The organism is Mesorhizobium sp. M0018, assembly GCF_040323955.1.
Taxonomy (GTDB): Bacteria; Pseudomonadota; Alphaproteobacteria; order Rhizobiales; family Rhizobiaceae; genus Mesorhizobium.
This window is the reverse complement of the sequence record NZ_JAMYVL010000043.1, coordinates 1-20,198: the sequence shown is the minus strand read 5'-3', so window position 1 is coordinate 20,198 and position 20,198 is coordinate 1. Positions and strand designations below refer to the sequence as shown.

The window sequence follows — 20,198 nt, the reverse complement described above, 5'->3', positions numbered from 1 at the left end:
AGGGCCTTGGCCGCCTGAGCACCGTCATGTGTCCGCCGCTCCGCTAAACACGGGGGCTGCGCGGCGGACACGCCGACGTCACCGCAATGCCACGCCATTTTGCAGAACTTGACGCACACAACTTGGCAGACCCAGCGTCTCGCTCATTCCTGCGGCGATGAAGGATTGGCGAAGGCTGACGTGAAGTCCGATCTCCCCCCTTGAGGGGGAGATGGCCGGCAGGCCAGAGGGGGGTACTGCCCCGCCGGCGTCTCAAACAAAAAACCCGGCTTCGCGCCGGGTTTTTCAAACGCTGCGAGCCAACCAGCCTCAGCTCACCTTGACCTTGGCGGCGGCAGCCTGGTCCTCGGCCAGCTTCTGCTGGAACATCTGCGCGAAATCGATCGGGTCTAGCATCAGCGGCGGGAAGCCGCCGTTGCGTGTTGCCTCGGCGATGATCTGCCGGGCGAACGGGAACAGCAGCCGCGGGCATTCGATGAACAGGATCGGCAGCATGTGCTCCTGCGGGAAGCCGCTGATGGAGAAGACGCCGCCATAGACCAGCTCGACGTTGAACAGCACTTCCTGGTCGAACGACGCTTTTGCGTTCAGCGTCAAATTGACGTCGAACTGCTTGTCCGAAAGCGGGTTGGCGTTGACGTTGACATTGATGGCGATGCCCGGAGCCTTGTCGCGGCCGCGCAACGAGTTCGGTGCGCCGGGGCTTTCGAAGGACAGGTCCTTCACATATTGCGCAAGCACGTTGAGCGAAGGCTGCGCCGCATTTCCATTACCGTTGGCTGCGCCGGTCGGCGCGTCGTCGTTGCTGGCCATAAGCTGTGGTCCTTTTGCCTGGGCAGCGTTGCTGACCGGATTGAAATTCGGGCGTTCGCTATCATGGCCGGCCCGACAAGACAAGTTTGCAAAAGACGCCGGTTGCCTTGCAGCTACTCGTCCTTGAGGCGGCGCCAGGGAGAACCCGGTCCGCGCGTATGGTCGTCGGCCCGCGAATAGTCGCCGTCGTCGAGATCGATGGTCTTGCCGCGTTGCCTTGCCCGCAAACCACTGCTGAAATCGGTTGCCAGCACGATGCGGCCTTTCAGCATCCGCCAGGCAAGATCGCGCACCGGCGGCAGGAACAGCAGAAGGCCGAAAATATCCGAGATGAAGCCGGGGATGATCAAAAGGATCGCTGCCAGCACGATCATGGCGCCATGCGCAAGCTGGCCGCTCGGATCACGCCCGGCATCCATTTCGGCACGGACCCTGGCCATGACGCCAAAACCCTGGTGCCGCAGCAGCAGGGCGCCGGCGACACTCGAGGCCATCACCAAGCCGACTGTCGCCAGCGCGCCGACCTGGCGGCCGACAATAACGAAACCGGCTATCTCCAGCAGTGGAAGCGCGAGAATGAACAGGGGAAGCAGCGAGATACGCAAATCTTGACCGATCGTTTTCGATGTTTTGCCGGCCGGCGAGCAATCGCCGCTGGCACCAGAGCTGTTAGATAGGTATGGCTGCCTTTGATTTGAATGATTGCGCCATGCGTTCTATATGCTTTGGATACTGAACGCTATGTGATCGCGGCCCTTGCTTGGCCGCTGGTCCGGCCAAAGCAGGGATTGATTGGCGCAAGATATGGGCTTCTTCGACTTCGGCACGATTTTCTTTCTGATTGCGGCGGTGGTGATCTTCTTCCAGCTGCGCAACGTGCTTGGCCGACGCACGGGCAACGAGCGCCCACCCTTCGATCCATATACGGCAGCGCGCAAAAACGACAAGGATGCCGCCCAGAAACCCGAGAACGTGGTCTCGCTGCCGCGCAAGCGCCTGGCGGGAGAGCCGGCGGCCGATGCCTATGTGGCGATCGATGCCTTTGCCAAGCCGGACACCGATCTCAACCGGGGCCTGCTGGCTATCAAGGACTATGCGCAGACCTTCTACCGGAAGACCTGCGGCGCCGGCGCCAAGATGTCCTACGAGATTTGCGTCATGGCCTACGCCGATGGCGACCGCAAAACGCTGAAGAACCTTTTGTCGCGCGAGGTCTATGACGGCTTCGTCGCGGCCATCGGCGACCGTGAGGCGAAAGCCGAAAAGATCCAGTCCTCCTTCGTCGGCATCGACAAGGCCGACATCGTTTCGGCCGAGATGAAGGGCAGCGAGGCCCACATCACGCTGCGCATTGTCAGCGAACTGATTTCGGCGACCCGCGACAAGGCCGGCGCCGTCATCGACGGCGATCCCGAAACCGTCGCCGAGGTCAAGGATGTCTGGACCTTCGCTCGTGACGCGCGCTCGCGCGATCCGAACTGGAAGCTCGTCGCCACCGAAGAAGAAGACTGAACTGGACGGCGGCGGAGGCTGTCGTGTCGCTTTCTCGAGCCTTCAGCGAAAAATCCTTTGGCGAATTGCCGGGCTGGGGTGAGGACGACCATCTTGCTGCCTTTGACGCCTTTCGCCGCTCGGCCTTTCATATCCTGAGCAAACCCTACCGCTCCGGCGCGCTCGGCGTCGACTACAATGGCTTTGTCGACGCCTATGCCGAAGCGCGCACCGTTTCGCCGGCGAATCGGTCGCAGGCTCGAAGCTTTTTCGAGCGCCATTTCGTTCCGGCCCGTATCGATGCCGAAGATGGTGGTCCCGGCCTGGTCACCGGCTTTTATGAGCCGGAGGTCGAAGCCTCGCCGGTACGCACGCAACGGTTTTCGGTGCCGTTGCTGGCGCGCCCGGCCGACCTAGTCGACATCGACGACGGCAATCGTCCTTCAGCCTTGGATCCTTATCTCGCCTTTGCTCGTGCGGCGCCGAACGGCCCGGTCGAATATTTCGACCGCGGCGAGATCGAACGCGGCGCGCTTGCCGGAAAAAGGCTGGAAATCGCCTGGCTCGCCGACAAGGTCGACGCCTTCTTCATTCACGTGCAGGGCGCGGCACGCCTCAAGATGACCGACGGCAGGCTTCGCCGCATCACCTATGTCGCCAAATCCGGCCAGCGCTTTACCGGACCGGGCAAGATCTTGAGCGAGGAAGGCGAGATCCCGCGGGAGAAAGTGACGATGCAGTCGATCCGTGCCTGGTTCAAGGCGCATCCGGAACGCGTCGACGAGATCCTTTGGCGCAACCGCTCCTACATCTTCTTCCGCGAGATGGGCGTCGACGACCCAGAGCTCGGCCCGATCGCTGCCGCCAAGGTGGCGCTGACACCCGGCCGCTCGATCGCCGTCGACCGGCTGCTGCACACGTTCGGCACGCCCTTCCATATCGATGCGCCGTCGCTGACCGCTTTCGACGGAAAACCGTTCCGGCGGCTGATGATCGCGCAGGACACCGGCTCGGCGATCACCGGGCCGGCCCGCGGCGATCTGTTTGCCGGGTCGGGCGATGCTGCCGGCGAGATCGCCGGCGTTATCCGCAACGCCGCAGATTTTTATGCGCTGGTCCCCCGGCCGCTGGTTTCAGGAGCAGGCCGATGACCCGGCGCATCGATAGGCTGAGCGAGGACGACCGGGTGCTGTGGAACCTGGTGGCGCACACGGCAAAACCGCTGAAGGGCAGAACCGCCGTCGAAATTCCGCACGTCGGGCCGGAGATCGACGAGACCAGGCAGGCGCCGCCGCCGGCACAGGTCGCGGGCAATGCTGCCACGGCCGCAAAGCCGAAGGCGCAGCATGTCTCCCACGCACTCGATGAACCGACGCTGGACAAGCTGTCGAAGGGCCGGCTGCCGATCGAGGGCCGCGTCGACCTGCATGGCCTGACGCAGGACGAAGCCTATTCGCTGCTGTTTTCCTTTCTGCACCGGGCGCATGCCGGCGGCATCCGCTACGTCCTCGTGATCACCGGCAAGGGCTCTTCGTCGGGCGGCGATGGCGTCTTGCGGCGCGCCGTGCCGTCATGGCTGTCGACACCCGCCTTCCGGCCCCTCGTCTCCAGCCACGACCATGCCGCCCGCAAACATGGCGGCTCGGGTGCGCTCTATATCCGCTTGCGGCGGGCGCGCTCATGAGGAAACGCCGATGAGGGACGCACCTATGAGGATGCACCCATGAAGGTGCGCTTGTGACCCCATTCGGCGAAAAGCTTCGCGTGCTGCGAAACGAGCGCGGCGTCAGCCAGAAGGACATGGCCAAGGCGATCGGCGTCAGCGCAGCCTATCTCTCGGCGCTGGAACACGGCCGCCGCGGTGCGCCGAGCTGGACGCTGATCCAGAAGATCATCGGCTATTTCAACATCATCTGGGACGACGCCGAGGAACTGGCGCGGCTGGCCGAAACCTCGCATCCGCGTGTCAAGCTCGACACGTCGGGCCTTAGCCCGGCGGCGACCGAGCTTGCCAACCTCCTGGCCGACAACATCGAAAAGCTCGACGAAGCCGAACTTCGCCGCATCATTGCGTCGCTCCGCGCCGCACTGGCACGACCGAAATGAGCTGCCTTGTTACTGGACAGAGCCGACCAGCACCTGCTGGCCGCCGCGGATCGACACCCAGCGGCCGGTATTGTCGATCGCCTGCCGCTTGAGGAAACGATAGCCGGTCTGGTCCCAGGAACGGACCTGGTCGGTCAGATTGTCGAGGATGTAGTCGCCCTTGTCGGTGCGCACCGTCAGCACGGCGTGGCCTTCGCCATCCGGCTTGCGCACGACGGTCATCAGCAGATCGGAAAACGAGACGCCCAGCCGGTTCAGCTCACGGCGCTTTTCCAGGACATAGTCCTCGCAATCGCCGACGCCCTTGTCGGGATAGGCCCAGACCTCGTCCTTGCCGTAGATGTCGAAGTCGCTCTCCGGCTTGACGGCGGCGTTGACCCTTGTCGTGACGCTGAGCAGCTTGCGCCACAGCGAGCCGGTCAGGCTGGCGGGCGACAGATCCTTCGGGCGGATCGAACATTCGGACGCGTAGCTCTTGCAGAAATCATAATGGCCGATCGGCTGCGAGGTCGGGCCACCTGTTATCATCGGGCTGGCTGCCGAGGCCGAACCGGCCCAACCTGCCGCCACAGTAAGTCCGGCCAGCGCACACAGGCGCAGCGTTCTCGCCATTGGTGAGGAAATCATTGTCCCCGCTTGTCCCTTGTTGTTAACGAAACGTTAAGGGGTATTTACAGTCCGTGTCAATTATGAGGATGGATTGATTTTTGCGGCATGGTTACCCGCGTGGCGCCAACGCGACTATTGTGCAACAGGTCGACCGGCCGCACGGCCCCGCCAACCGATGATTTTGGCATTGACCGACCTGATGCGGATTGACAGGCATCATCACTGGTCGCCTATTTCTTGCCGGTCCTGACCAGCTTGGGCTTGACCGCAACACGGTTCTGACGGCCGTAGCTGGTAATGAAGTCGACGATGCGCGGCACGATTTCGGAGCGGAAGCGCGAGCCGTTGAACACACCATAATGGCCGACCGCCGGCTGCATGTAATGGGCGTGCCTGTCGGCCGGGATGTTGATGCACAGGTCGTGCGCAGCCTTGGTCTGGCCGAGGCCGGAGATGTCGTCGTTCTCGCCCTCGACCGTGAACAGGGCGACATTGCGGATCGCCGAAGGGTCGACCGCCACGCCGCGATGCGTCATCGTGCCCTTGGGCAAGGCCTGGCGGACAAACACGGTGTCGACGGTCTGCAGGTAGAATTCCGCCGTCAGATCCATCACGGCCAGATATTCATCGTAGAACTCGCGGTGCTTCTCGGCATTGTCGCCGTCATGCTTCACCAGATGCATGAAAAAGTCCTTGTGGGCGATGATGTGGCGGTCGAGGTTCATGCTCATGAACCCCGAAAGCTGCAGGAAGCCAGGATAGACCTCGCGGCCGAAGCCCGGCACCGGCCAGGGCGCGCGCATGATGACGTTGTCGCGGAACCAGTCGATGCCCTTTTCTTGCGCCAGCAGATTGACCGCCGTCGGATTGCGGCGCGTGTCGATCGGCCCGCCCATCAGCGTCATCGTCGAGGGCACGAACGGATCACCCTTGGCTTCCATCAGTGCCGCCGCCGCCAGCACCGGCACCGAAGGCTGGCACACCGCCATCACATGGGTGTCGGGACCCAGCGCACGCAGCATGTCGACGATGTAGTCGATATAGTTGTCAAGATCGAAGCTGCCGTCGGCCAGCGGCACCATGCGGGCGTCGACCCAGTCGGTGATATGCACGTCGGCATAGGGCAGCATCGCCTCAACCGTGCCGCGCAGCAGCGTCGCGTAGTGGCCAGACATCGGCGCGACGATCAACAGTTTCGGATCCGGTCGGCGCCCAGCAGGAACCGCCCGCTCGAAACGGACCAGGTTGCAGAACGGCCGCGACCAGACGGTATGTTCGCTGACCTCGACGGTTTTCCAGTCGACCACGGTCTTGGTCAGGCCGAATTGCGGCTTGCCGTAGCGGCGCGTCGTGCGCTCGAACAGTTCGGCCGTTGCCGCAACCGAGCGACCCCAGGACGTGTGTGAGACCGGGTTGAGCGGATTGGAGTAGAACAGGCGCACCGCATCGGCATAGAGGCGCGCCGGCTGCAAGGCGGCGTGGTTCAGTTCGTAGAGCTGGTAGAACATCGAGAACCCCGCTGCCGACTGCGATCGAAGGGCCGACGAGCAGCGCCGAGCCTTGAATGCCTTGCGGGGAAGTTAGCAACAATCTGCTGCGATGCAATACGTCAACTTGCCTGATTTAGGCTCGTTCTTTCGTCCAAGGCGTTGAGAATCCGCCTGGAACGGCAACAGCCGGCTCAATGTGCACCTGCGAAGGCCAGGCAGGCAGCACGGCTATTGGGACGAGCGTCGGAGGCGGTGTCCGGCCGTGGCGGCCGTTAGACCCGTGCCATGCAGACAGCGGTGTGACCCGAGCTGATGAAGCCAAGCTGACTGGCGGCGCCCTTCGACAGATCGAGCATCCGCCCCTTGATGAACGGGCCGCGGTCGTTGATGCGCACGACGACACTGCGGCCATTGTTGCGATTGGTCACCTTCAGCTTGGTGCCGAACGGCAGGCTGCGATGCGCGGCGGTCAGCGCCGACGGGTTCATGCGTTCGCCGGAAGCGGTTCTGGAATGCAGTGAGTACCAGGACGCACGGCCGCACTGAGCGGCGGCGCTGGCAGTGGATGCGCCGACCATCAGGCCAGCCGCGATCGTGGCCGCGACAAGCGCGGTCTGGTTGCTTTTGTTCATGTGTTGGGGACTGGCTCCGTTGACAGACCCGCAGCGGTTAGGGACGAATGAGGCAGCAAATGCGGCAATGATCTGTCGGTTCCATGGCAATGTTACACGTTTGGAGTCGACGCGAAACAATTTGTCAGAGATTTCCCGCAGCGCGGCACAGCTTCCTTGATGATCTTTTCACCGATCTCCGCATGTCTTGCGCAGGATCAGAGGTTAGCATCCAAGTAGAAGTTGGCGTGATTGGGCTGCTTCTTTTAGCTGTTCCATTTCGGCCGGAATGCGGCTGATGATCGACTTGGAAGGGAGTTCTAGCGATGAGATTGATCAAAAATCTGCTGGCCTTGATTGTGCTCGCCATCGGCGTGCTGTGGTCATTGCAAGGCATCGGTTGGGTCCAGGGCAGCTTCATGACCGGCCAGTCGCAATGGCTCTATGCCGGCATCGTGACCGCGCTGGTCGGCCTGGTCGGTCTGGCCTGGGCAAACCGTTCGCGCGGTTGAGCAGGCGTCCATGCTCAGGCGCCCGCCGGAGCAGCACACAGCGGACCCGTGGCGGCCGCTCACCGCGACCAGTACTGCCAGCCCCAGTAGAAACTTTCGTCGCGCGGCGGCAGGCGGTTGCGCTCGGCATCCAGCTGGACCGGCGTCGGCGTTTTGCGTTCGCCGTCAGGCGGCTGTTTGTCTCCGGCCTTGATCAGGCGGAGCCAATGGCCGAAATGCGCAAACAGTACAGCGGTGGAATGGGGCATCGTCACGTCTCCGGTCCGGTTACTCCCGCCCCGCCCACGGGACGAGAACCCGCTCGATCCTGCGGATGATGAATTCGAGCACGAAGGCAATGGCAGCGATCACCAGTATGCCCATCACCACCACGTCGGTGACGAGGAACTGGGCAGCGGACTGGATCATGAATCCAAGCCCGCGCGTCGCGGCCACCAGCTCGGCGGCGACCAGCGTCGACCAGCCGGCGCCGAGCGCGATGCGCAGCCCGGTCAGGATCGAGGGCAGCGCGCTGGGCAGGATGACGTGCCTGATCACCTGGCGCTGCGTGGCGCCAAGCGAGCGCGCTGCATTGATGCGCTCCTGCGAGACGCCGCGAACACCCGATGCCGTCGACAGCGCAACCGGCGCCAGCATGGCAATGGCAATCACCAGGATCTTGGACGGCTCGCCAATGCCGAACCAGATAATGATCAGCGGCAGATAGGCGAGCGGCGGGATCGGCCGCAGGAATTCGAGCAGCGGATCGAAGATGCCGCGCCCGATCGTGCTGATGCCGATAGCCAGCCCGATGGGAACGCCGACGAAAACGGCCGCGACTAGCGCCGCAAACACCCGCCACAGGCTGGCGGCGATATGCTGGAGCAGCGTTGCGTCGACAAAGCCGTCACGGGCGACGACGACAAATTTGTTCCAGACTGCCACAGGCGACGGCAGGAAAACCGGCGACACCAATTGCAGGCGGGCCGATGCCGTCCACGCCGCCAGCATCATCAGAATGGTGATCGCGCTAACCACGCGGGCCGAAACGCGGCTGCGTCCCGGCCGCGGCCGCGACCATGGCACCGACAGCGCGTCGGCTCCGTCGTCGACCTTGCGCTGCGGCCGCTCGGTATAGGAGGTAACGGTCATGCTGCCTCCCCTTCGAAGATCGCGTCGGTCAGCTCGCCGCGCGCTGCGGCGAAGGCGGGATCGGCCTTGATGCTGCGAATGGCCTCGCCGGCTGCATAGCGCCGGCTGAAGCCGGTCTCGAAGCTCCACACCACCCGGCCAGGGCCGGGAGCGAGCACAATGATACGGGTTGCCAGCACCAGGGCTTCCTCGATGCCGTGCGTGACCATCAGCACGCCGACCTGGCTCGCCGTCCACAGATCGAGCAGCGTTGTCTGCATGCGTTCGCGTGTCAGCGCATCGAGCGCGCCCAGCGGCTCGTCGAGCAGCAGGAATTGCGGCTCGGCCGCCAGCGCCCGGGCCAGGCCGACCCGCTGGCGCATGCCGCCGGAAAGCTCCCAGATGCGCTTGTCGCCGGCGCCGTCGAGTTTCACCAGCGCCAGAAGGTCGTCGGCAGTCCGCGCCCGTTCCGCGGCCCTGACACCGCGCAGCCTGAGCGCAAAGGCGACATTTTCCCGCGCGGTCAGCCACGGAAACAGCGCGTCGTTCTGGAACACGACGGCGCGGTCAGAGCCTGGCGCCGTGATCGGCCGGCCGCCAATCGTGGCGCGTCCGCGCACAGGCTCGACCAGGCCCGCAGCGACGTTGAGCAACGAGGTCTTGCCGCAGCCGGAGCGGCCGACCAGGACAACGAAGTCATCCTTGGCGACATCGATCGACACATTTTCGACCGCCGGCGCCGGCTGACCGTCATAGTGGACCGAGACCTTGTCGAGCACGAGATGCGTCATGGGAACCTCGCCGATATTCCGATCTGTCTGCCCCGAAGCCGCTCCTCGCAAGCGGTTCGGGGCAGGGAGCACGCGGCGTCAGGGAAGGAGAACCGCGCGCGTTGGCGTCAGTTCGAGGCAAGCGCTTCGCTGACATATTTCGACGACACGTATTCCGAATAATCCGGCAGCACGGCGTCGATCTTGCCCTGCTCCTTGAGGAAGGCCGATGTCGCCTCGACCGCTTTGACCGTGCCGCCACCGAGGAACTTGTCCGAGGCTTGCTCCTCGAGCGTCGGGAAGACATAGCCCCTCAATAGTTGCGGCACGTCCTCCAGCTTGGCCCCGGTGATCGTGGCGATCTTCGCCGCTTGCGGCGACGTCACCGACCAGGCGTCCGGCTTGGCCAGGAACTCGGCATAGGCCGCGCCCGTCACCTTGACGAAGTCGCGCACCGCTTCCGGGTTCCTTTCGGCGAAATCGGTGCGCACGATCCAGGCGTCGAAGGTCGGCGCGCCCCAGGCGGCGACCTGCGAGGAATCCAGCACGACCTTGCCCGAAGTCTTGATCTGGCCGAGTGCCGGATCCCAGACATAGGCGGCGTCGATGTCGCCGCGCGCCCATGCCGCCGCGATCTCCGGTGGCCGCAAATTGAGAATATCGACCGACTTCGGGTCGACACCCTCATGCTTCAGCGCGGCAAGCAGGCTGTAATGCGTCGTCGAAACGAAGGGCACCGCCACCTTCCTGCCGGCAAGGTCGGCGGCCTTCTCGATGCCGGCGCCGTTGCGGGCGACAAGGGCCTCGGATTCGCCGATCAGCCCGACAATGAAGATTGTCTGGATTGGTAGCTCGCGGCTCGCCGCCGCCGCCAGCGGGCTCGAGCCGACATAGCCGATGTCGACCGAACCGGAAGCGATGGCGGCGATCACGTCGGCGCCGGAATCGAATTTCCGCCAGTCGATTGCCGCCTTGGTCGCGCTCTCATAGGCGCCGTCGGCCTGCGGCACCTTCGAGGGCTCGACGACCGTCTGGTAGCCGATAGTGATCTTGAGGTCCTGCGCATCGGCTGGGCCGAGAAAGGCGGCGCCAGCCAAGGCCGCCGAGGACAAGAGAACGATACGTCGCGAAATGGTGGACATGAAACGCTCCTTGGAAACGAGGAAAACCCGGATTGCGTTTCATAGTCATCTAACTCTATCGTTCTTGTAGAGTTAAATCCTTCCAATCGGTGCGGTCTTGTTAGAAAAAGTCATCTGGCTATGGCAGTTCGCGCGCTTCTGGGTGACGGCTCGGGTGAGAACCATCGTCCTTGCCCGGGAACCTCTTCCACGTCGTCCTTGCGCGCAACAAGGATTTTCCCGTTTTCGCCCCTGCATCGGCAAATCCATACTGTGGATAGCCAAGAAATTGGAAACAAGTTCCCTGTGTTCGCGGTTAAGTCTAGTATCCTTATCGACATTGAAGGATTGGAGAGGACGATGAGCGACGCCACCCTCCTTGTTGCCGCGCGCGGCATGCTTTGGCCTTCAAATTCAGGGGCAGAAGCTGCTGTTGGTATTCTCGCCGATCGGGACATTCCTGCCGCCGGCCAGTTTGCCGGTGTGTCATTCGCGGTGGCTCCTGTGCTCGCAAGAGCACAAGCCCCGGCCAAAATGGCCATTGCGGCGTGAAAACGAAGCAAAATCAACGTTTCTCGGCTTGTATATCATGTCACTAGAATTTATCTGTAGTGACAGCTTGGACGCGGCGGGGAGGCACGCCAGGCGTTTCGCAACCGGTGGCCTTGCGCCATCGCATGACAGAGAAACGTGCGGGTTATGCTCACGAAAAAAGGTAAATACGGCCTCAAGGCGCTCGTCCATCTGGCGCGCCTGCCGGTTGGACAGCTCGCCTTCGTCAACGACATCGCCACAGGAAACAATATTCCGAAGAAGTTCCTCGATGCCATCCTTGGCGAATTGCGCAATGCCGGTTTCGTTCAGAGCCGCAAGGGCAAGGAAGGCGGCTACCGGCTGGCACGCCCAGCGGACGAGATCAAGGTCGGCCACGTCGTGCGCGTGCTCGACGGGCCGCTTGCCCCCATTCCTTGCGCCAGCCGCACCCAGTATCAGCGCTGCGAAGACTGCAACGAGGCGACATGCCAAGTCCGACACCTGATGCTGGAGGTTCGGCAGGCCATCGCCGAGGTGCTGGATCAGCGCAGCCTCGCGGAAATGCGCGACATCGCCGGCGACGAGGATTTTTCGGCGGCGTTGAAAATCCAGGCCTGAACCAATCTCTCCTGAGCCGGCGACGATCGCCAGGACAGCTGGTGTGCGCATGACCGGGCGCGCTACGCCAAGTTCGATCATCATTGTCGGCGGCGGCGCCAGCGGTGTCGTGCTTGCCGCTCATCTGCTGAAGTCGCCCAATCCCGATCTACGTGTCAGCCTGATCGAAAAACGCCCGCATTTTGGGCAAGGCATGGCCTATTCAACGCTGCTGTCGGCGCATGTGCTGAATGTCAGCGCGTCGGGCATGAGCGCCTATGCCGACGATCCCGGCAATTTCTCGCGCTGGCTGCTTGAACGCGGCCTGGCAACGCCGGAACAGGCGCCGGTCTATGCGCCGCGCAGCGTCTACGCCCGCTATCTCAAGGAGTTGCTCGACGAGCTCGAGGCGCGTGAGCAGCAGACGGGCCGGCTGCGCTTGATCCGCGAGGAGAGCCTGTCGATCTCGCCGACCGCGTCAGGCGTCGAAGTGGCGCTGGCCAACGGCACCAGCGTGGTTGCGCATCTTGCCGTGCTCGCCACCGGCCACGACGAAGAGCCGGGGGCGGGGCAGGGGCATGCGATCAGGATGGGATCCGAGGCGGACACTGCGCTCGACCCCGAAGCCCGAGTCCTGGTGCTGGGCACCGGCTTGAGCATGGTCGATGCCTTCCTGTCGCTCGAGCAGCGCGGCCACCGCGGCGCGATCGTCGCGGTGTCGCGGCGCGGCCTGCTGCCTTCGCCGCATCGCAAGGGCAATCCGATCAAGCTCGACGTTGCCGACATTCCGCTCGGCACCCAGCTTTCCTATTTCGTCGGCTGGTTCCGCGACCTGATCCGGGAAAACCAGAAGGCCGGCATCGACTGGCGCGACGTCGTCGACGGTCTGAGACCCTTCAACCAGAAGATCTGGCAGAACTGGCCGTCCTCGGCCAAGCGCCGCTTCGTCGAGCACACCAAGGCCTGGTGGGACATCCACCGCCATCGCATGGCGCCGGAAGTCTACGCCCGCGTTGCCGAGGCGGTGCAAGCGGGCCGCATCCGCCTTGTCGCCGGCCGCGTCGTCGAGATCGCCGCCGGCGACGGCTTCAGCGTACAGGTCCAGTCGCGCCACACGCAGCAGCTCGAAAGGTTCGACGTCACCCGCATCTATGATTGCACAGGCATCGCCAGGGACATCTCGACCACCTCGAACAGCGTGGTGCGGTCGCTGGTCGAGCGTGGACTGGCACGGCCGGATCCGCTGCGCCTCGGCCTCGACGTGACCGCGAACTGCGAGGTCATCGCCGGCGACGGCACGGTATTCGCCAATATCCTCGCCGTCGGTCCACTGACGCGCGGCACCTTCTTCGAAATCGACGCCATTCCCGATATTCGCGTGCAGTGCGCGCGGCTGAGCAAGCGCTTGCTCGGATGAGGGCGCCTCTGTCTTGACGCGATCTCGGATGCAAGACCGCTGTCGCCGGGTGAAAAGATCTCGACCGCATAGCCGCGTTCGGTGAAGGCGAACCAGGGGTGCGGGAGCTCGCTCCACCAGAAGCCGACCAGCCAGCCCGTGGTGGTCGAGACTGCCAGGCGATGACGCCACACGTTTCGGCCGTCTCGCATCGACCGGATTGATGTCGCGCACGCTCGTCTTCGTTCTCCTCCATGGATTTTGTAGTCGGCGAGGCCATGAGCCGCGACCCTGGCCAGATGGCCGGGCAAATTCTGCTTTCGTCGTCACCGTGCCTTGCCTACCATGGCGCATGACCCAACGCGGAAGACTCTACGGCTGTCCGGTCGAGTTCGCGCTCGACGCGCTCGGGGGCAAATGGAAGACGGTGATCCTGGCGCGCATCAAGGAACAGCCGATGCGCTATTCCGACCTGCGCCGGCTGATTCCCTCACTCTCGGACAAGATGCTGACGCAGCGCCTGGCCGAGCTTGTCGAGATCGGCTTCGTCAGGCTCCAGACGTCGCCCGACGGCAAGGGGCGCTACGCCTTGACCAGGCGCGGTGAAGATCTCGCCGCCGCGCTCCAGGCGCTCTACGACTGGGGCAGCGTGCACGGCCGCGCCGAGGGCGTGCGTTTTCGCACCGACAGCGCAGCCACCATCTAGATCAATTCCGGGAAAAGCGCGGAGCGGTTTTCCGTCCGTAATGTGTGAAGACAAAGCGATGGAGCGGTTCGGCGTTGCCGTGAAACGGTGGGTCGCGCGGCAAGCCGATTGCCCTCAACCCGCGCCGGCAAGCGCGCTGCAGAAGCTTGCGACGTCGGTGACGACGGCTTCGCCGAGGAAGCGTAGCGTTGCCATCGAGCGGTCGCGCGCTTCGCGGTTGCCGAAGCCACAGGCATCCTCGATTACCACGGCGACAAAGCCATTGTCGGTCGCCTGGCGAACGGTCGGCTCGATGCCGATCTCCATGGCGATGCCAGCGAGCGCTATCGTGCGCACGCCGCAGTCGCGCAAGGCAAAGCCGAGCGCGGTGGAATCGAACGCCGACATCGTGAGCTTGTCGAATACCGCCTCGTCCGCGCGGGGGTCCAGCTCGGGCACGATCCGCGTCGCTTCGGCGTCGCGCAGGAACCACGGCTCGACCGTGTCGGGGCTGTCGCGCCGCTGCCAGGCCATGGCGGTGCGCAGCTGCGTCGCGCCCATCCATTTGCGCGGCAGCGACAGGTGGCGCGTGAACGCCACCCGCATTCCGGCCCCGCGCGCCGCTTCTAGCACCGTGCCGGTGCGCTCGACGAGGGTGGCGGCGCCGGCCACCTGCCGGCAGATGCCGACCTGCATGTCGTAGACCACCAGCGCCGTGCGGCGCGGATCGCACCACTCAGCCAGGCTGGCCGGGATTTCGATCCCGTCGCTCGACCGGATCATGCCGCAGTCCGGTCCCATGGCTTGGCGATATCGACCGTCGGATCGAACAGGAATTCCAGCGGCAATGGCGCGTCGAAGGCGATGAAGTGCCATTCTAGCAGCCCGGCCTTGGACAGCGGGAAGTCCTCGGTGTAGCGCCGCGCTTCCGCGACGCTGTCGAGCTCGAAGACGATGATGACGCCGCCAATATCGGCGCGCGCATAATTCTCCCGCACGATCCCCGCCTTCCAGAGCCGCCAGACATTCGACACTTCGTCGCGCAGATAAGGCCGCAAATCGTCGAGCGTGACGCCGGGCTTGAAATTGTCATAGGCAAGAATCTTCATCGGCCGTTCCTTGCATTGCTGTTCGCCCAGCGCCGGGTAGCATGGCGGAATCGGCGGCCGCAACGAACGAGATGGTGCGTTGAAACGCTCGCACAATTGCCGTTGATCCTATGGGCGGCCGCGGGATAATTTTTGCTGAAGAGGAGAAAAGCGCGGTGACCATCGAAAGGCTGAACCCCGAGGGCATGCACAGCAATCCGGCCTATTCGCACGGCGTGTCGCTGCCGGCATCCGCGCGCATCGTGCTGGTCGGCGGCCAGAATGGCGTCGACGCGCAAGGCCGGACCGTCGCCAGGGACGATCTCGCTGCACAGACCGCTCAGGCGCTTTCCAACCTGGCAAAGGTGCTGGAAGCCGGTGGGGCAAAGCCTGAAGACCTCGTCAGCCTCTCGGTCTATATCGCCGGCGACCTGGACATAGGGCCGGCCTTCGGCGCCTGGATGGCGTTCTGGGCAAACCGTGGCGCGCCGCCGATCATCAAGGTGCTGCGCGTCGCCGGCCTCGGCAATCCGGATTTTCTGATCGAGATCGAAGCCCAGGCCGCGATCGCCTGAACCCTAAGCGGGTTCTGCAAATCTTTTGCCCCTGCCTGCAGGCCGACGAAGTTTTCGCGAAATTCCATTCCCCTGCTGGCGGCCGGATTGGCACGATCTATCTTCTTTCCAACTGCAAACGGCTGGAAAAGACGGTAGGTTGCCGTCTTCCAGGGCGGTTGCTCATTCTGGCAACGGAGCATCTGACATGAGCAAGCACAAGATCGTGGCATCGGACGATGCATCGTCCCGCCTGCGCCCGCCTTATGCCTCGGTTCTCGACCTGATCGGGCAGACGCCGGTCGTCGAGCTGACCAAATTCGACATCGGCAAGTGCCGGCTGTTCATCAAGCTCGAAAGCCAGAATCCCGGCGGCTCGATCAAGGACCGCATCGCGCTGTCGATGATTGCCGCCGCCGAAAAACAGGGCAAACTGAAGCGCGGCGGGACGATTGTGGAGGCGACCGCCGGCAATACCGGTCTTGGTCTCGCGCAGGTCGGCATCCCCAAGGGCTACCGCATTATCCTGGTCGTCCCTGACAAGATGTCGCGCGAAAAGATCCAGCATTTGCGGGCGCTCGGCGCGGAGGTGCGGATGACGCGTTCCGATGTCGGCAAGGGTCATGCCGAATATTATCAGGACATGGCCGAAAAGATCGCCGCCGAGCTGCCCGGCGCCTTCTATGCCAACCAGTTTGCCAACCCGGCCAATCCGCTGGCTCATGAAACCACGACCGGACCGGAAATCTTCCAACAGCTCGAAGGCGACGTCGATGCGGTTGTCGTCGGCGTCGGGTCCGGCGGCACGCTGACCGGGCTCGGCCGCTACTTTGCGAAAGTCTCGCCAAAGACCGAGATGATTTTGGCCGATCCGGTCGGCTCGGTGCTGGCGCCGTTGATCAAGACCGGCAAGATGATAGAGGCCGGGAGCTGGACCGTCGAAGGCATCGGCGAGGATTTCGTCCCGCCCAATGCCGATCTGTCGCTGGTCAGGAAGGCCTATTCCATCCCCGACAAGCAGAGCATGCTGGCGGTGCGCGACCTGCTTTCGAAGGAAGGCATCCTCGCCGGCTCGTCGTCCGGCACGTTGCTTTCGGCAGCGCTCCGCTATTGCCGCGAGCAGACCGTGCCGAAGCGCGTCGTCACCTTCGTCTGCGACAGCGGCAACAAGTACCTGTCGAAAGTGTTCGACGACTTCTGGCTGGCCGAGCAGGGCCTTGCCGAGCAGGAGCAGCATGGTGATTTGCGCGATCTGGTGATGCGTTCGCACCGCACCGGTGACACCGTGTATGTCGGTCCGGACGAAAGCCTGCTCAACGCCTATGGCCGTATGCGCCGCTCGGACGTCTCGCAGCTGCCGGTGCTGGACGAGGGCAAGCTCGTCGGCATCATCGACGAAAGCGATATCCTCGCCAAGGTCGAAGGCCCCTATGACAGCCGCTGGGACCGCTTCAAGGCTCCGGTCAGTACGGCCATGACCTCTACCCTGCACACGCTGCAAGCCAGCCAGACGCTGGACGCGTTGCTGCCGGTGTTTGATCGCAACGAGGTCGCCATCGTCTTCGACGGCGACGAATTCATCGGGCTGATAACACGCATCGACCTGATCAACCATCTGAGGCGCGCCCGATGACCGTCAAAGCCACCGTATCGGGCAAAAACCGCCTCGCCTTTTCGACGCGCACCATCCATGGCGGCCAGAGCCACGACCCGACGACGGGCGCGGTGATGGTACCGATCTATGCCACTTCGACCTACGGTCAGCAGAGCCCGGGCGTGCACAAGGGCTTTGAATATGCCCGCAGCCAGAACCCGACCCGCTTCGCCTTCGAACGCGCTGTGGCCGATCTCGAAAGCGGCACAGCCGCCTTCGCCTTCGCTTCGGGGCTGGCAGCGATCGCCACTATTTTCGAACTGCTCGATTCCGGCGCCCACATCGTCGCCACCGACGACATCTATGGCGGCACGTTTCGGCTGCTCGAGCGGGTGCGCAAGCGCTCCGCCAACCTCCAGGTCGACTTCGTTGACTTCACCGATCTTGCCGCGGTCGAGGCGGCGATCCGCCCGGAAACCAAAATGCTCTGGGTCGAGACGCCGACCAACCCGCTGCTGCGTGTCGTCGACCTCGAAGGCGTCGCAGCACTTGCCAGGCGCAAAGGCGTGCTCTCAGTCGCCGACAACACTTTCTGCAGCCCCTATCTGCAGCGGCCGCTGGAGCTCGGCATCGACATCGTGGTCCATTCGACGACAAAATACCTCAACGGCCATTCCGACATGGTCGGCGGCGTCGCCGTGGTCGGCGACAACAAGGATCTCGCTGACCGGCTGAAATTTCTGCAGAACGCCATCGGCGCCATTTCCGGGCCGTTCGACAGTTTCCTGGCGCTGCGCGGACTGAAGACGCTGGCGCTGAGGATGGAGCGTCATTCGTCGAACGGCCAGAAGATCGCGCACTGGCTGGAAAGCCGTCCCGACATCCGCCGTGTCATCTATCCCGGCCTGCCCAGCCACCCGCAGCACGCCATCGCCAGGCGGCAGATGCACGCCTTCGGCGGCATGATCACGGTCGAGCTCGACCGCGACCTCGCCGGCACCAAACGCTTCCTCGAACATACGCAACTGTTCACGCTGGCCGAAAGCCTCGGCGGCGTCGAAAGCCTGATCGAGCACCCGGCGCTGATGACGCACGGCTCGATCCCGGCGAAAAAACGCGCCGAGATCGGGATTTCGGATTCGCTGGTAAGGCTGTCGGCCGGGATCGAGGATGGCGACGATCTGATCGCGGATCTGGATCAGGCGCTGGCGAGCTGAGCCCGCCAACAAGAACCTGCGAGACGTCGGCAGGACAGTGCCCCCCTCTGCCCTACCGGGCATCTCGGCCACGAGGGGGGAATTTGGCCGTCATCTTGCGCTTTCGCCAACCTCCAACGCTGAAACACGGACGGGACGGCGAAGCTGCCGTCTCCCCGCTTGTGGGGGAGATGTCCGGCAGGACAGAGGGGGCGTGAAGGATCGCGAACGAGCGGCGCTTATTCTGCATCCATATCCATGTGTCTTACATTCTATTCCGTTGACCTTGGCGCCATCTGGCAGAATTGTAGCTTCCTGATCCACCTTGCTGCCTGGCTCCGGAAGCTATGAACAACCGACAACGCAACCAACCGACGGCAAGCGATACCCCGCTCACCTTCGCCATCCTGGTCTTCCCAGGCTTTCCGATGATGGCGTTCAGCTCGGTGATCGAGCCGCTGCGCGCGGCGAACGTGCTGGCCAAGCGGGACTGGTACCGCTGGATCATCGTCGGCGCCGCCGAAGGCCCCGTCGAGGCCTCGAACGGCGTCGTCATTCAGCCCGGCTTTTCCGCCCATGACGCGCCGAAGGTCGATCGCATCGTCGTCTGCTCAGGCGGCGATGCCGATCATCTCGTCGCCGAGGATGCCGTGAGCTGGATCCGCAAAAGCCTGCGCGGCGGTGCCCATATCGGCGCGGTGGCGGATGCCGCCTTCTTCCTGGCTCGGGCCGGCCTGCTCGACGGTCATGCCTGCACCTTGCACTGGACCAGCCAGGCTGCCTTCACCGAAGCGTTTCCGGACATCGAGCTGAGGCGCGATCTCTATGTCATCGACCGCAAGCGCTTCACTTCGGCCGGTGGCGTCGGCAGCCTCGACATGATGCTGGAGATCATCACCGGCGATTATGGCGCCGAACTGGCCGCCGGCGTCGCCGAATGGTTTGTGCACAGCCCGCTACGCTCCAGCGTCGACCGCAAGCTGATGCCGCTCAGGCTGCGGACCGGCGTGCAGAACGAACTGGTGCTGTCGGCCATCGCCATCATGGAGGATGCGGTGGAGGAGCGGCTCGGCATGGCGGAACTGGCGGGGCGACTTGGTATCTCCTCCGATAAGCTCGAACGCAATTTCCGCTCCGAACTCAGTATCTCGCCCAACGGCTATTACCGCCGCCTGCGGCTGAAGCGTGCCGCCGACCTCCTGGCGCATTCGACGCTGATGGTGCGCGACGTGGCGCTGGCCTGCGGCTTCGCCTCGATGTCGAGTTTTGCGCGGGCGTTTCGGGAGGAGCATGGCCATGCGCCGAAGGTGATGCGGAGGCATTAGGTATTTCGGATGTTGGCGGGACAGCGCCCGGGACAGCGCCCCCCTCTGTCCTGCCGGACATCTCCCCCACGAGGGGGGAGATTGGCAGCTTCGATGCTCCGCTCCTCCTGCGACGGTGGAAATTCACGAAAGCGGCGATGACGAGCCGATCTCCCCCCTTGAGGCAGGGCTATCGCAGATGGAAAGCCGAGGCTTTCGCTCTACGACGTACCCCCACCCTAACCCCTCCCCACAAGGGGGAGGGAGACTTCCGTTGGCGCTGACCTCGGCAAATTGCCTGCCTTTCGGCGCCAAAAGGGGAAGTAAGGGCGGGCGGCAGCGTTCCCTCCGATAGTGTGCTGAAGGTTCTGCAAAAAGATAGTGTGCTGAAGGTTCTGCAAAAAGTTTTGGAGAGAGAACGGCGCTTGCTCTGAGGGGCGAGCGGCCATGGCACGGTGGTGACGTTGCGATCACCGATTCCCGTGGAAGGGGAAGTGCCATGACCAATCGAGAAGTTAGACTGAGCAGAGGCGAGTTGAAAGCGTTGCTGTTGTCGGATGAGGACGGCTTTCGCCAGGCATTGCAGAGTGTCGTGCAGGAGGTTCTTGAAGCCGAGA

General features: G+C 63.5%; 24 protein-coding genes. 13 read left to right on the top strand and 11 right to left on the bottom strand.

Features of this window, described 5'->3' with window-relative positions; all coding sequences use genetic code 11:
• Positions 1 to 309 precede the first annotated feature (309 nt).
• Both secB and NKJ81_RS31290 read right to left on the bottom strand, forming a co-directional pair.
• A complete protein-coding gene (secB, locus tag NKJ81_RS31295; RefSeq protein WP_352453643.1) occupies positions 310 to 813 on the bottom strand; it encodes a protein-export chaperone SecB in 504 nt (167 codons plus the stop codon).
• A 113-nt stretch (positions 814 to 926) separates the two neighbouring features.
• On the bottom strand, positions 927 to 1,418 hold the full coding sequence (locus NKJ81_RS31290) for an FxsA family protein (protein ID WP_352491248.1): 492 nt from the start codon (positions 1,416 to 1,418) through the stop codon (positions 927 to 929).
• A gap of 199 nt (positions 1,419 to 1,617) precedes the next feature.
• Between NKJ81_RS31290 and NKJ81_RS31285 the strand changes: the two genes are divergently transcribed.
• From NKJ81_RS31285 to NKJ81_RS31270, 4 genes are read left to right on the top strand one after another with little or no spacing between them, the layout of a single operon-like run.
• Positions 1,618 to 2,325, top strand: a complete 708-nt coding sequence (locus NKJ81_RS31285) for a Tim44/TimA family putative adaptor protein (RefSeq protein ID WP_352542821.1) — start codon at positions 1,618 to 1,620, stop codon at positions 2,323 to 2,325.
• 23 nt (positions 2,326 to 2,348) lie between these two features.
• Positions 2,349 to 3,455, top strand: coding sequence for a murein transglycosylase A (gene mltA, locus NKJ81_RS31280; RefSeq protein ID WP_352542820.1), 1,107 nt, complete (start codon positions 2,349 to 2,351; stop codon positions 3,453 to 3,455).
• Entirely contained in the window at positions 3,452 to 3,988 is a 537-nt protein-coding gene (locus tag NKJ81_RS31275; protein ID WP_352473990.1) for a Smr/MutS family protein, read from the top strand. The genes mltA and NKJ81_RS31275 overlap by 4 nt, the downstream gene beginning before the upstream one ends.
• 53 nt (positions 3,989 to 4,041) lie before the next feature.
• Positions 4,042 to 4,410, top strand: coding sequence for a helix-turn-helix domain-containing protein (locus NKJ81_RS31270; protein ID WP_352473989.1), 369 nt, complete (start codon positions 4,042 to 4,044; stop codon positions 4,408 to 4,410).
• Between the two features lie 9 nt (positions 4,411 to 4,419).
• Here NKJ81_RS31270 and NKJ81_RS31265 read toward each other — a convergent pair whose 3' ends face one another.
• The 3 genes from NKJ81_RS31265 to NKJ81_RS31255 all read right to left on the bottom strand — a co-directional run bounded on the left by NKJ81_RS31265 (position 4,420) and on the right by NKJ81_RS31255 (position 7,141).
• On the bottom strand, positions 4,420 to 5,037 hold the full coding sequence (locus tag NKJ81_RS31265) for a transglutaminase-like cysteine peptidase (protein WP_352473987.1): 618 nt from the start codon (positions 5,035 to 5,037) through the stop codon (positions 4,420 to 4,422).
• A gap of 212 nt (positions 5,038 to 5,249) precedes the next feature.
• Positions 5,250 to 6,527 (bottom strand): polyhydroxyalkanoate depolymerase, encoded by a 1,278-nt coding sequence (locus tag NKJ81_RS31260; protein ID WP_352542819.1) that lies wholly within the window; start codon positions 6,525 to 6,527, stop codon positions 5,250 to 5,252.
• Between the two features lie 254 nt (positions 6,528 to 6,781).
• A complete protein-coding gene (locus NKJ81_RS31255; RefSeq protein WP_352473985.1) occupies positions 6,782 to 7,141 on the bottom strand; it encodes a septal ring lytic transglycosylase RlpA family protein in 360 nt (119 codons plus the stop codon).
• Positions 7,142 to 7,446: 305 nt separating this feature from the next.
• On the opposite strand from NKJ81_RS31255, the gene NKJ81_RS31250 reads away from it, so the two are divergent.
• Complete coding sequence (locus NKJ81_RS31250) at positions 7,447 to 7,632, top strand: hypothetical protein (RefSeq protein ID WP_352473983.1); 186 nt, start codon at positions 7,447 to 7,449, stop codon at positions 7,630 to 7,632.
• 59 nt (positions 7,633 to 7,691) lie between these two features.
• On the opposite strand, the gene NKJ81_RS31245 is transcribed toward NKJ81_RS31250, so the two are convergent.
• The 4 genes from NKJ81_RS31245 to tauA all read right to left on the bottom strand — a co-directional run bounded on the left by NKJ81_RS31245 (position 7,692) and on the right by tauA (position 10,654).
• Positions 7,692 to 7,880 carry a hypothetical protein gene (locus tag NKJ81_RS31245; RefSeq protein ID WP_352453651.1) on the bottom strand — a complete coding sequence of 63 codons (189 nt, stop codon included), beginning with the start codon at positions 7,878 to 7,880 and terminating at the stop codon, positions 7,692 to 7,694.
• Between the two features lie 19 nt (positions 7,881 to 7,899).
• Positions 7,900 to 8,763, bottom strand: a complete 864-nt coding sequence (locus tag NKJ81_RS31240; RefSeq protein ID WP_352542818.1) for an ABC transporter permease subunit — start codon at positions 8,761 to 8,763, stop codon at positions 7,900 to 7,902.
• A complete protein-coding gene (locus NKJ81_RS31235) occupies positions 8,760 to 9,533 on the bottom strand; it encodes a taurine ABC transporter ATP-binding protein (RefSeq protein ID WP_352542817.1) in 774 nt (257 codons plus the stop codon). The genes NKJ81_RS31240 and NKJ81_RS31235 overlap by 4 nt, the downstream gene beginning before the upstream one ends.
• A 107-nt stretch (positions 9,534 to 9,640) precedes the next feature.
• Complete coding sequence (tauA, locus tag NKJ81_RS31230; protein ID WP_352542816.1) at positions 9,641 to 10,654, bottom strand: taurine ABC transporter substrate-binding protein; 1,014 nt, start codon at positions 10,652 to 10,654, stop codon at positions 9,641 to 9,643.
• 339 nt (positions 10,655 to 10,993) lie between these two features.
• Between tauA and NKJ81_RS31225 the strand changes: the two genes are divergently transcribed.
• The 4 genes from NKJ81_RS31225 to NKJ81_RS31210 all read left to right on the top strand — a co-directional run bounded on the left by NKJ81_RS31225 (position 10,994) and on the right by NKJ81_RS31210 (position 13,866).
• Positions 10,994 to 11,185 carry a hypothetical protein gene (locus NKJ81_RS31225; RefSeq protein ID WP_352458582.1) on the top strand — a complete coding sequence of 64 codons (192 nt, stop codon included), beginning with the start codon at positions 10,994 to 10,996 and terminating at the stop codon, positions 11,183 to 11,185.
• A 147-nt stretch (positions 11,186 to 11,332) separates the two neighbouring features.
• Positions 11,333 to 11,785, top strand: a complete 453-nt coding sequence (locus tag NKJ81_RS31220) for an RrF2 family transcriptional regulator (RefSeq protein WP_023675902.1) — start codon at positions 11,333 to 11,335, stop codon at positions 11,783 to 11,785.
• 49 nt (positions 11,786 to 11,834) lie between these two features.
• Positions 11,835 to 13,181, top strand: a complete 1,347-nt coding sequence (locus NKJ81_RS31215) for an FAD/NAD(P)-binding protein (RefSeq protein WP_352542815.1) — start codon at positions 11,835 to 11,837, stop codon at positions 13,179 to 13,181.
• A 331-nt stretch (positions 13,182 to 13,512) separates the two neighbouring features.
• Positions 13,513 to 13,866, top strand: coding sequence for a winged helix-turn-helix transcriptional regulator (locus NKJ81_RS31210; protein ID WP_352542814.1), 354 nt, complete (start codon positions 13,513 to 13,515; stop codon positions 13,864 to 13,866).
• Between the two features lie 114 nt (positions 13,867 to 13,980).
• On the opposite strand, the gene NKJ81_RS31205 is transcribed toward NKJ81_RS31210, so the two are convergent.
• Positions 13,981 to 14,628 carry a cysteine hydrolase family protein gene (locus NKJ81_RS31205; protein ID WP_352542813.1) on the bottom strand — a complete coding sequence of 216 codons (648 nt, stop codon included), beginning with the start codon at positions 14,626 to 14,628 and terminating at the stop codon, positions 13,981 to 13,983.
• The gene (locus NKJ81_RS31200) at positions 14,625 to 14,954 is read right to left on the bottom strand and encodes a hypothetical protein (RefSeq protein WP_352458586.1); all 330 of its coding nucleotides are present in this window, start codon (positions 14,952 to 14,954) and stop codon (positions 14,625 to 14,627) included. The genes NKJ81_RS31205 and NKJ81_RS31200 overlap by 4 nt, the downstream gene beginning before the upstream one ends.
• 155 nt (positions 14,955 to 15,109) lie before the next feature.
• Between NKJ81_RS31200 and NKJ81_RS31195 the strand changes: the two genes are divergently transcribed.
• The 4 genes from NKJ81_RS31195 (at position 15,110) to NKJ81_RS31180 (ending at position 19,602) form a co-directional block, all read left to right on the top strand.
• Positions 15,110 to 15,508 (top strand): RidA family protein, encoded by a 399-nt coding sequence (locus tag NKJ81_RS31195; protein ID WP_352458587.1) that lies wholly within the window; start codon positions 15,110 to 15,112, stop codon positions 15,506 to 15,508.
• 187 nt (positions 15,509 to 15,695) lie between these two features.
• Positions 15,696 to 17,120, top strand: coding sequence for a pyridoxal-phosphate dependent enzyme (locus tag NKJ81_RS31190; RefSeq protein ID WP_352542812.1), 1,425 nt, complete (start codon positions 15,696 to 15,698; stop codon positions 17,118 to 17,120).
• On the top strand, positions 17,117 to 18,298 hold the full coding sequence (locus NKJ81_RS31185; RefSeq protein ID WP_352458589.1) for a cystathionine gamma-synthase: 1,182 nt from the start codon (positions 17,117 to 17,119) through the stop codon (positions 18,296 to 18,298). Before NKJ81_RS31190 ends, NKJ81_RS31185 begins: the two co-directional genes overlap by 4 nt.
• A 326-nt stretch (positions 18,299 to 18,624) precedes the next feature.
• Positions 18,625 to 19,602 (top strand): GlxA family transcriptional regulator, encoded by a 978-nt coding sequence (locus NKJ81_RS31180; protein ID WP_352458590.1) that lies wholly within the window; start codon positions 18,625 to 18,627, stop codon positions 19,600 to 19,602.
• Positions 19,603 to 20,198 lie beyond the last annotated feature (596 nt).

Excerpts from the sequence above, each read along its gene's own strand:
- NKJ81_RS31275 (WP_352473990.1), top strand. The coding sequence starts at position 3,452 with ATGACCCGGCGCATCGATAGGCTGAGCGAGGACGACCGGGTGCTGTGG.
- NKJ81_RS31225 (WP_352458582.1), top strand. The coding sequence starts at position 10,994 with ATGAGCGACGCCACCCTCCTTGTTGCCGCGCGCGGCATGCTTTGGCCT.
- NKJ81_RS31215 (WP_352542815.1), top strand. The coding sequence starts at position 11,835 with ATGACCGGGCGCGCTACGCCAAGTTCGATCATCATTGTCGGCGGCGGC.
- NKJ81_RS31185 (WP_352458589.1), top strand. The coding sequence starts at position 17,117 with ATGACCGTCAAAGCCACCGTATCGGGCAAAAACCGCCTCGCCTTTTCG.
- NKJ81_RS31190 (WP_352542812.1), top strand. The coding sequence starts at position 15,696 with ATGAGCAAGCACAAGATCGTGGCATCGGACGATGCATCGTCCCGCCTG.
- tauA (WP_352542816.1), bottom strand. The coding sequence starts at position 10,654 with ATGTCCACCATTTCGCGACGTATCGTTCTCTTGTCCTCGGCGGCCTTG.
- NKJ81_RS31210 (WP_352542814.1), top strand. The coding sequence starts at position 13,513 with ATGACCCAACGCGGAAGACTCTACGGCTGTCCGGTCGAGTTCGCGCTC.
- NKJ81_RS31255 (WP_352473985.1), bottom strand. The coding sequence starts at position 7,141 with ATGAACAAAAGCAACCAGACCGCGCTTGTCGCGGCCACGATCGCGGCT.
- NKJ81_RS31205 (WP_352542813.1), bottom strand. The coding sequence starts at position 14,628 with ATGATCCGGTCGAGCGACGGGATCGAAATCCCGGCCAGCCTGGCTGAG.
- NKJ81_RS31250 (WP_352473983.1), top strand. The coding sequence starts at position 7,447 with ATGAGATTGATCAAAAATCTGCTGGCCTTGATTGTGCTCGCCATCGGC.
- NKJ81_RS31180 (WP_352458590.1), top strand. The coding sequence starts at position 18,625 with ATGAACAACCGACAACGCAACCAACCGACGGCAAGCGATACCCCGCTC.
- secB (WP_352453643.1), bottom strand. The coding sequence starts at position 813 with ATGGCCAGCAACGACGACGCGCCGACCGGCGCAGCCAACGGTAATGGA.
- NKJ81_RS31235 (WP_352542817.1), bottom strand. The coding sequence starts at position 9,533 with ATGACGCATCTCGTGCTCGACAAGGTCTCGGTCCACTATGACGGTCAG.
- NKJ81_RS31240 (WP_352542818.1), bottom strand. The coding sequence starts at position 8,763 with ATGACCGTTACCTCCTATACCGAGCGGCCGCAGCGCAAGGTCGACGAC.
- NKJ81_RS31200 (WP_352458586.1), bottom strand. The coding sequence starts at position 14,954 with ATGAAGATTCTTGCCTATGACAATTTCAAGCCCGGCGTCACGCTCGAC.
- NKJ81_RS31265 (WP_352473987.1), bottom strand. The coding sequence starts at position 5,037 with ATGATTTCCTCACCAATGGCGAGAACGCTGCGCCTGTGTGCGCTGGCC.
- NKJ81_RS31220 (WP_023675902.1), top strand. The coding sequence starts at position 11,333 with ATGCTCACGAAAAAAGGTAAATACGGCCTCAAGGCGCTCGTCCATCTG.
- NKJ81_RS31285 (WP_352542821.1), top strand. The coding sequence starts at position 1,618 with ATGGGCTTCTTCGACTTCGGCACGATTTTCTTTCTGATTGCGGCGGTG.
- NKJ81_RS31260 (WP_352542819.1), bottom strand. The coding sequence starts at position 6,527 with ATGTTCTACCAGCTCTACGAACTGAACCACGCCGCCTTGCAGCCGGCG.
- NKJ81_RS31245 (WP_352453651.1), bottom strand. The coding sequence starts at position 7,880 with ATGCCCCATTCCACCGCTGTACTGTTTGCGCATTTCGGCCATTGGCTC.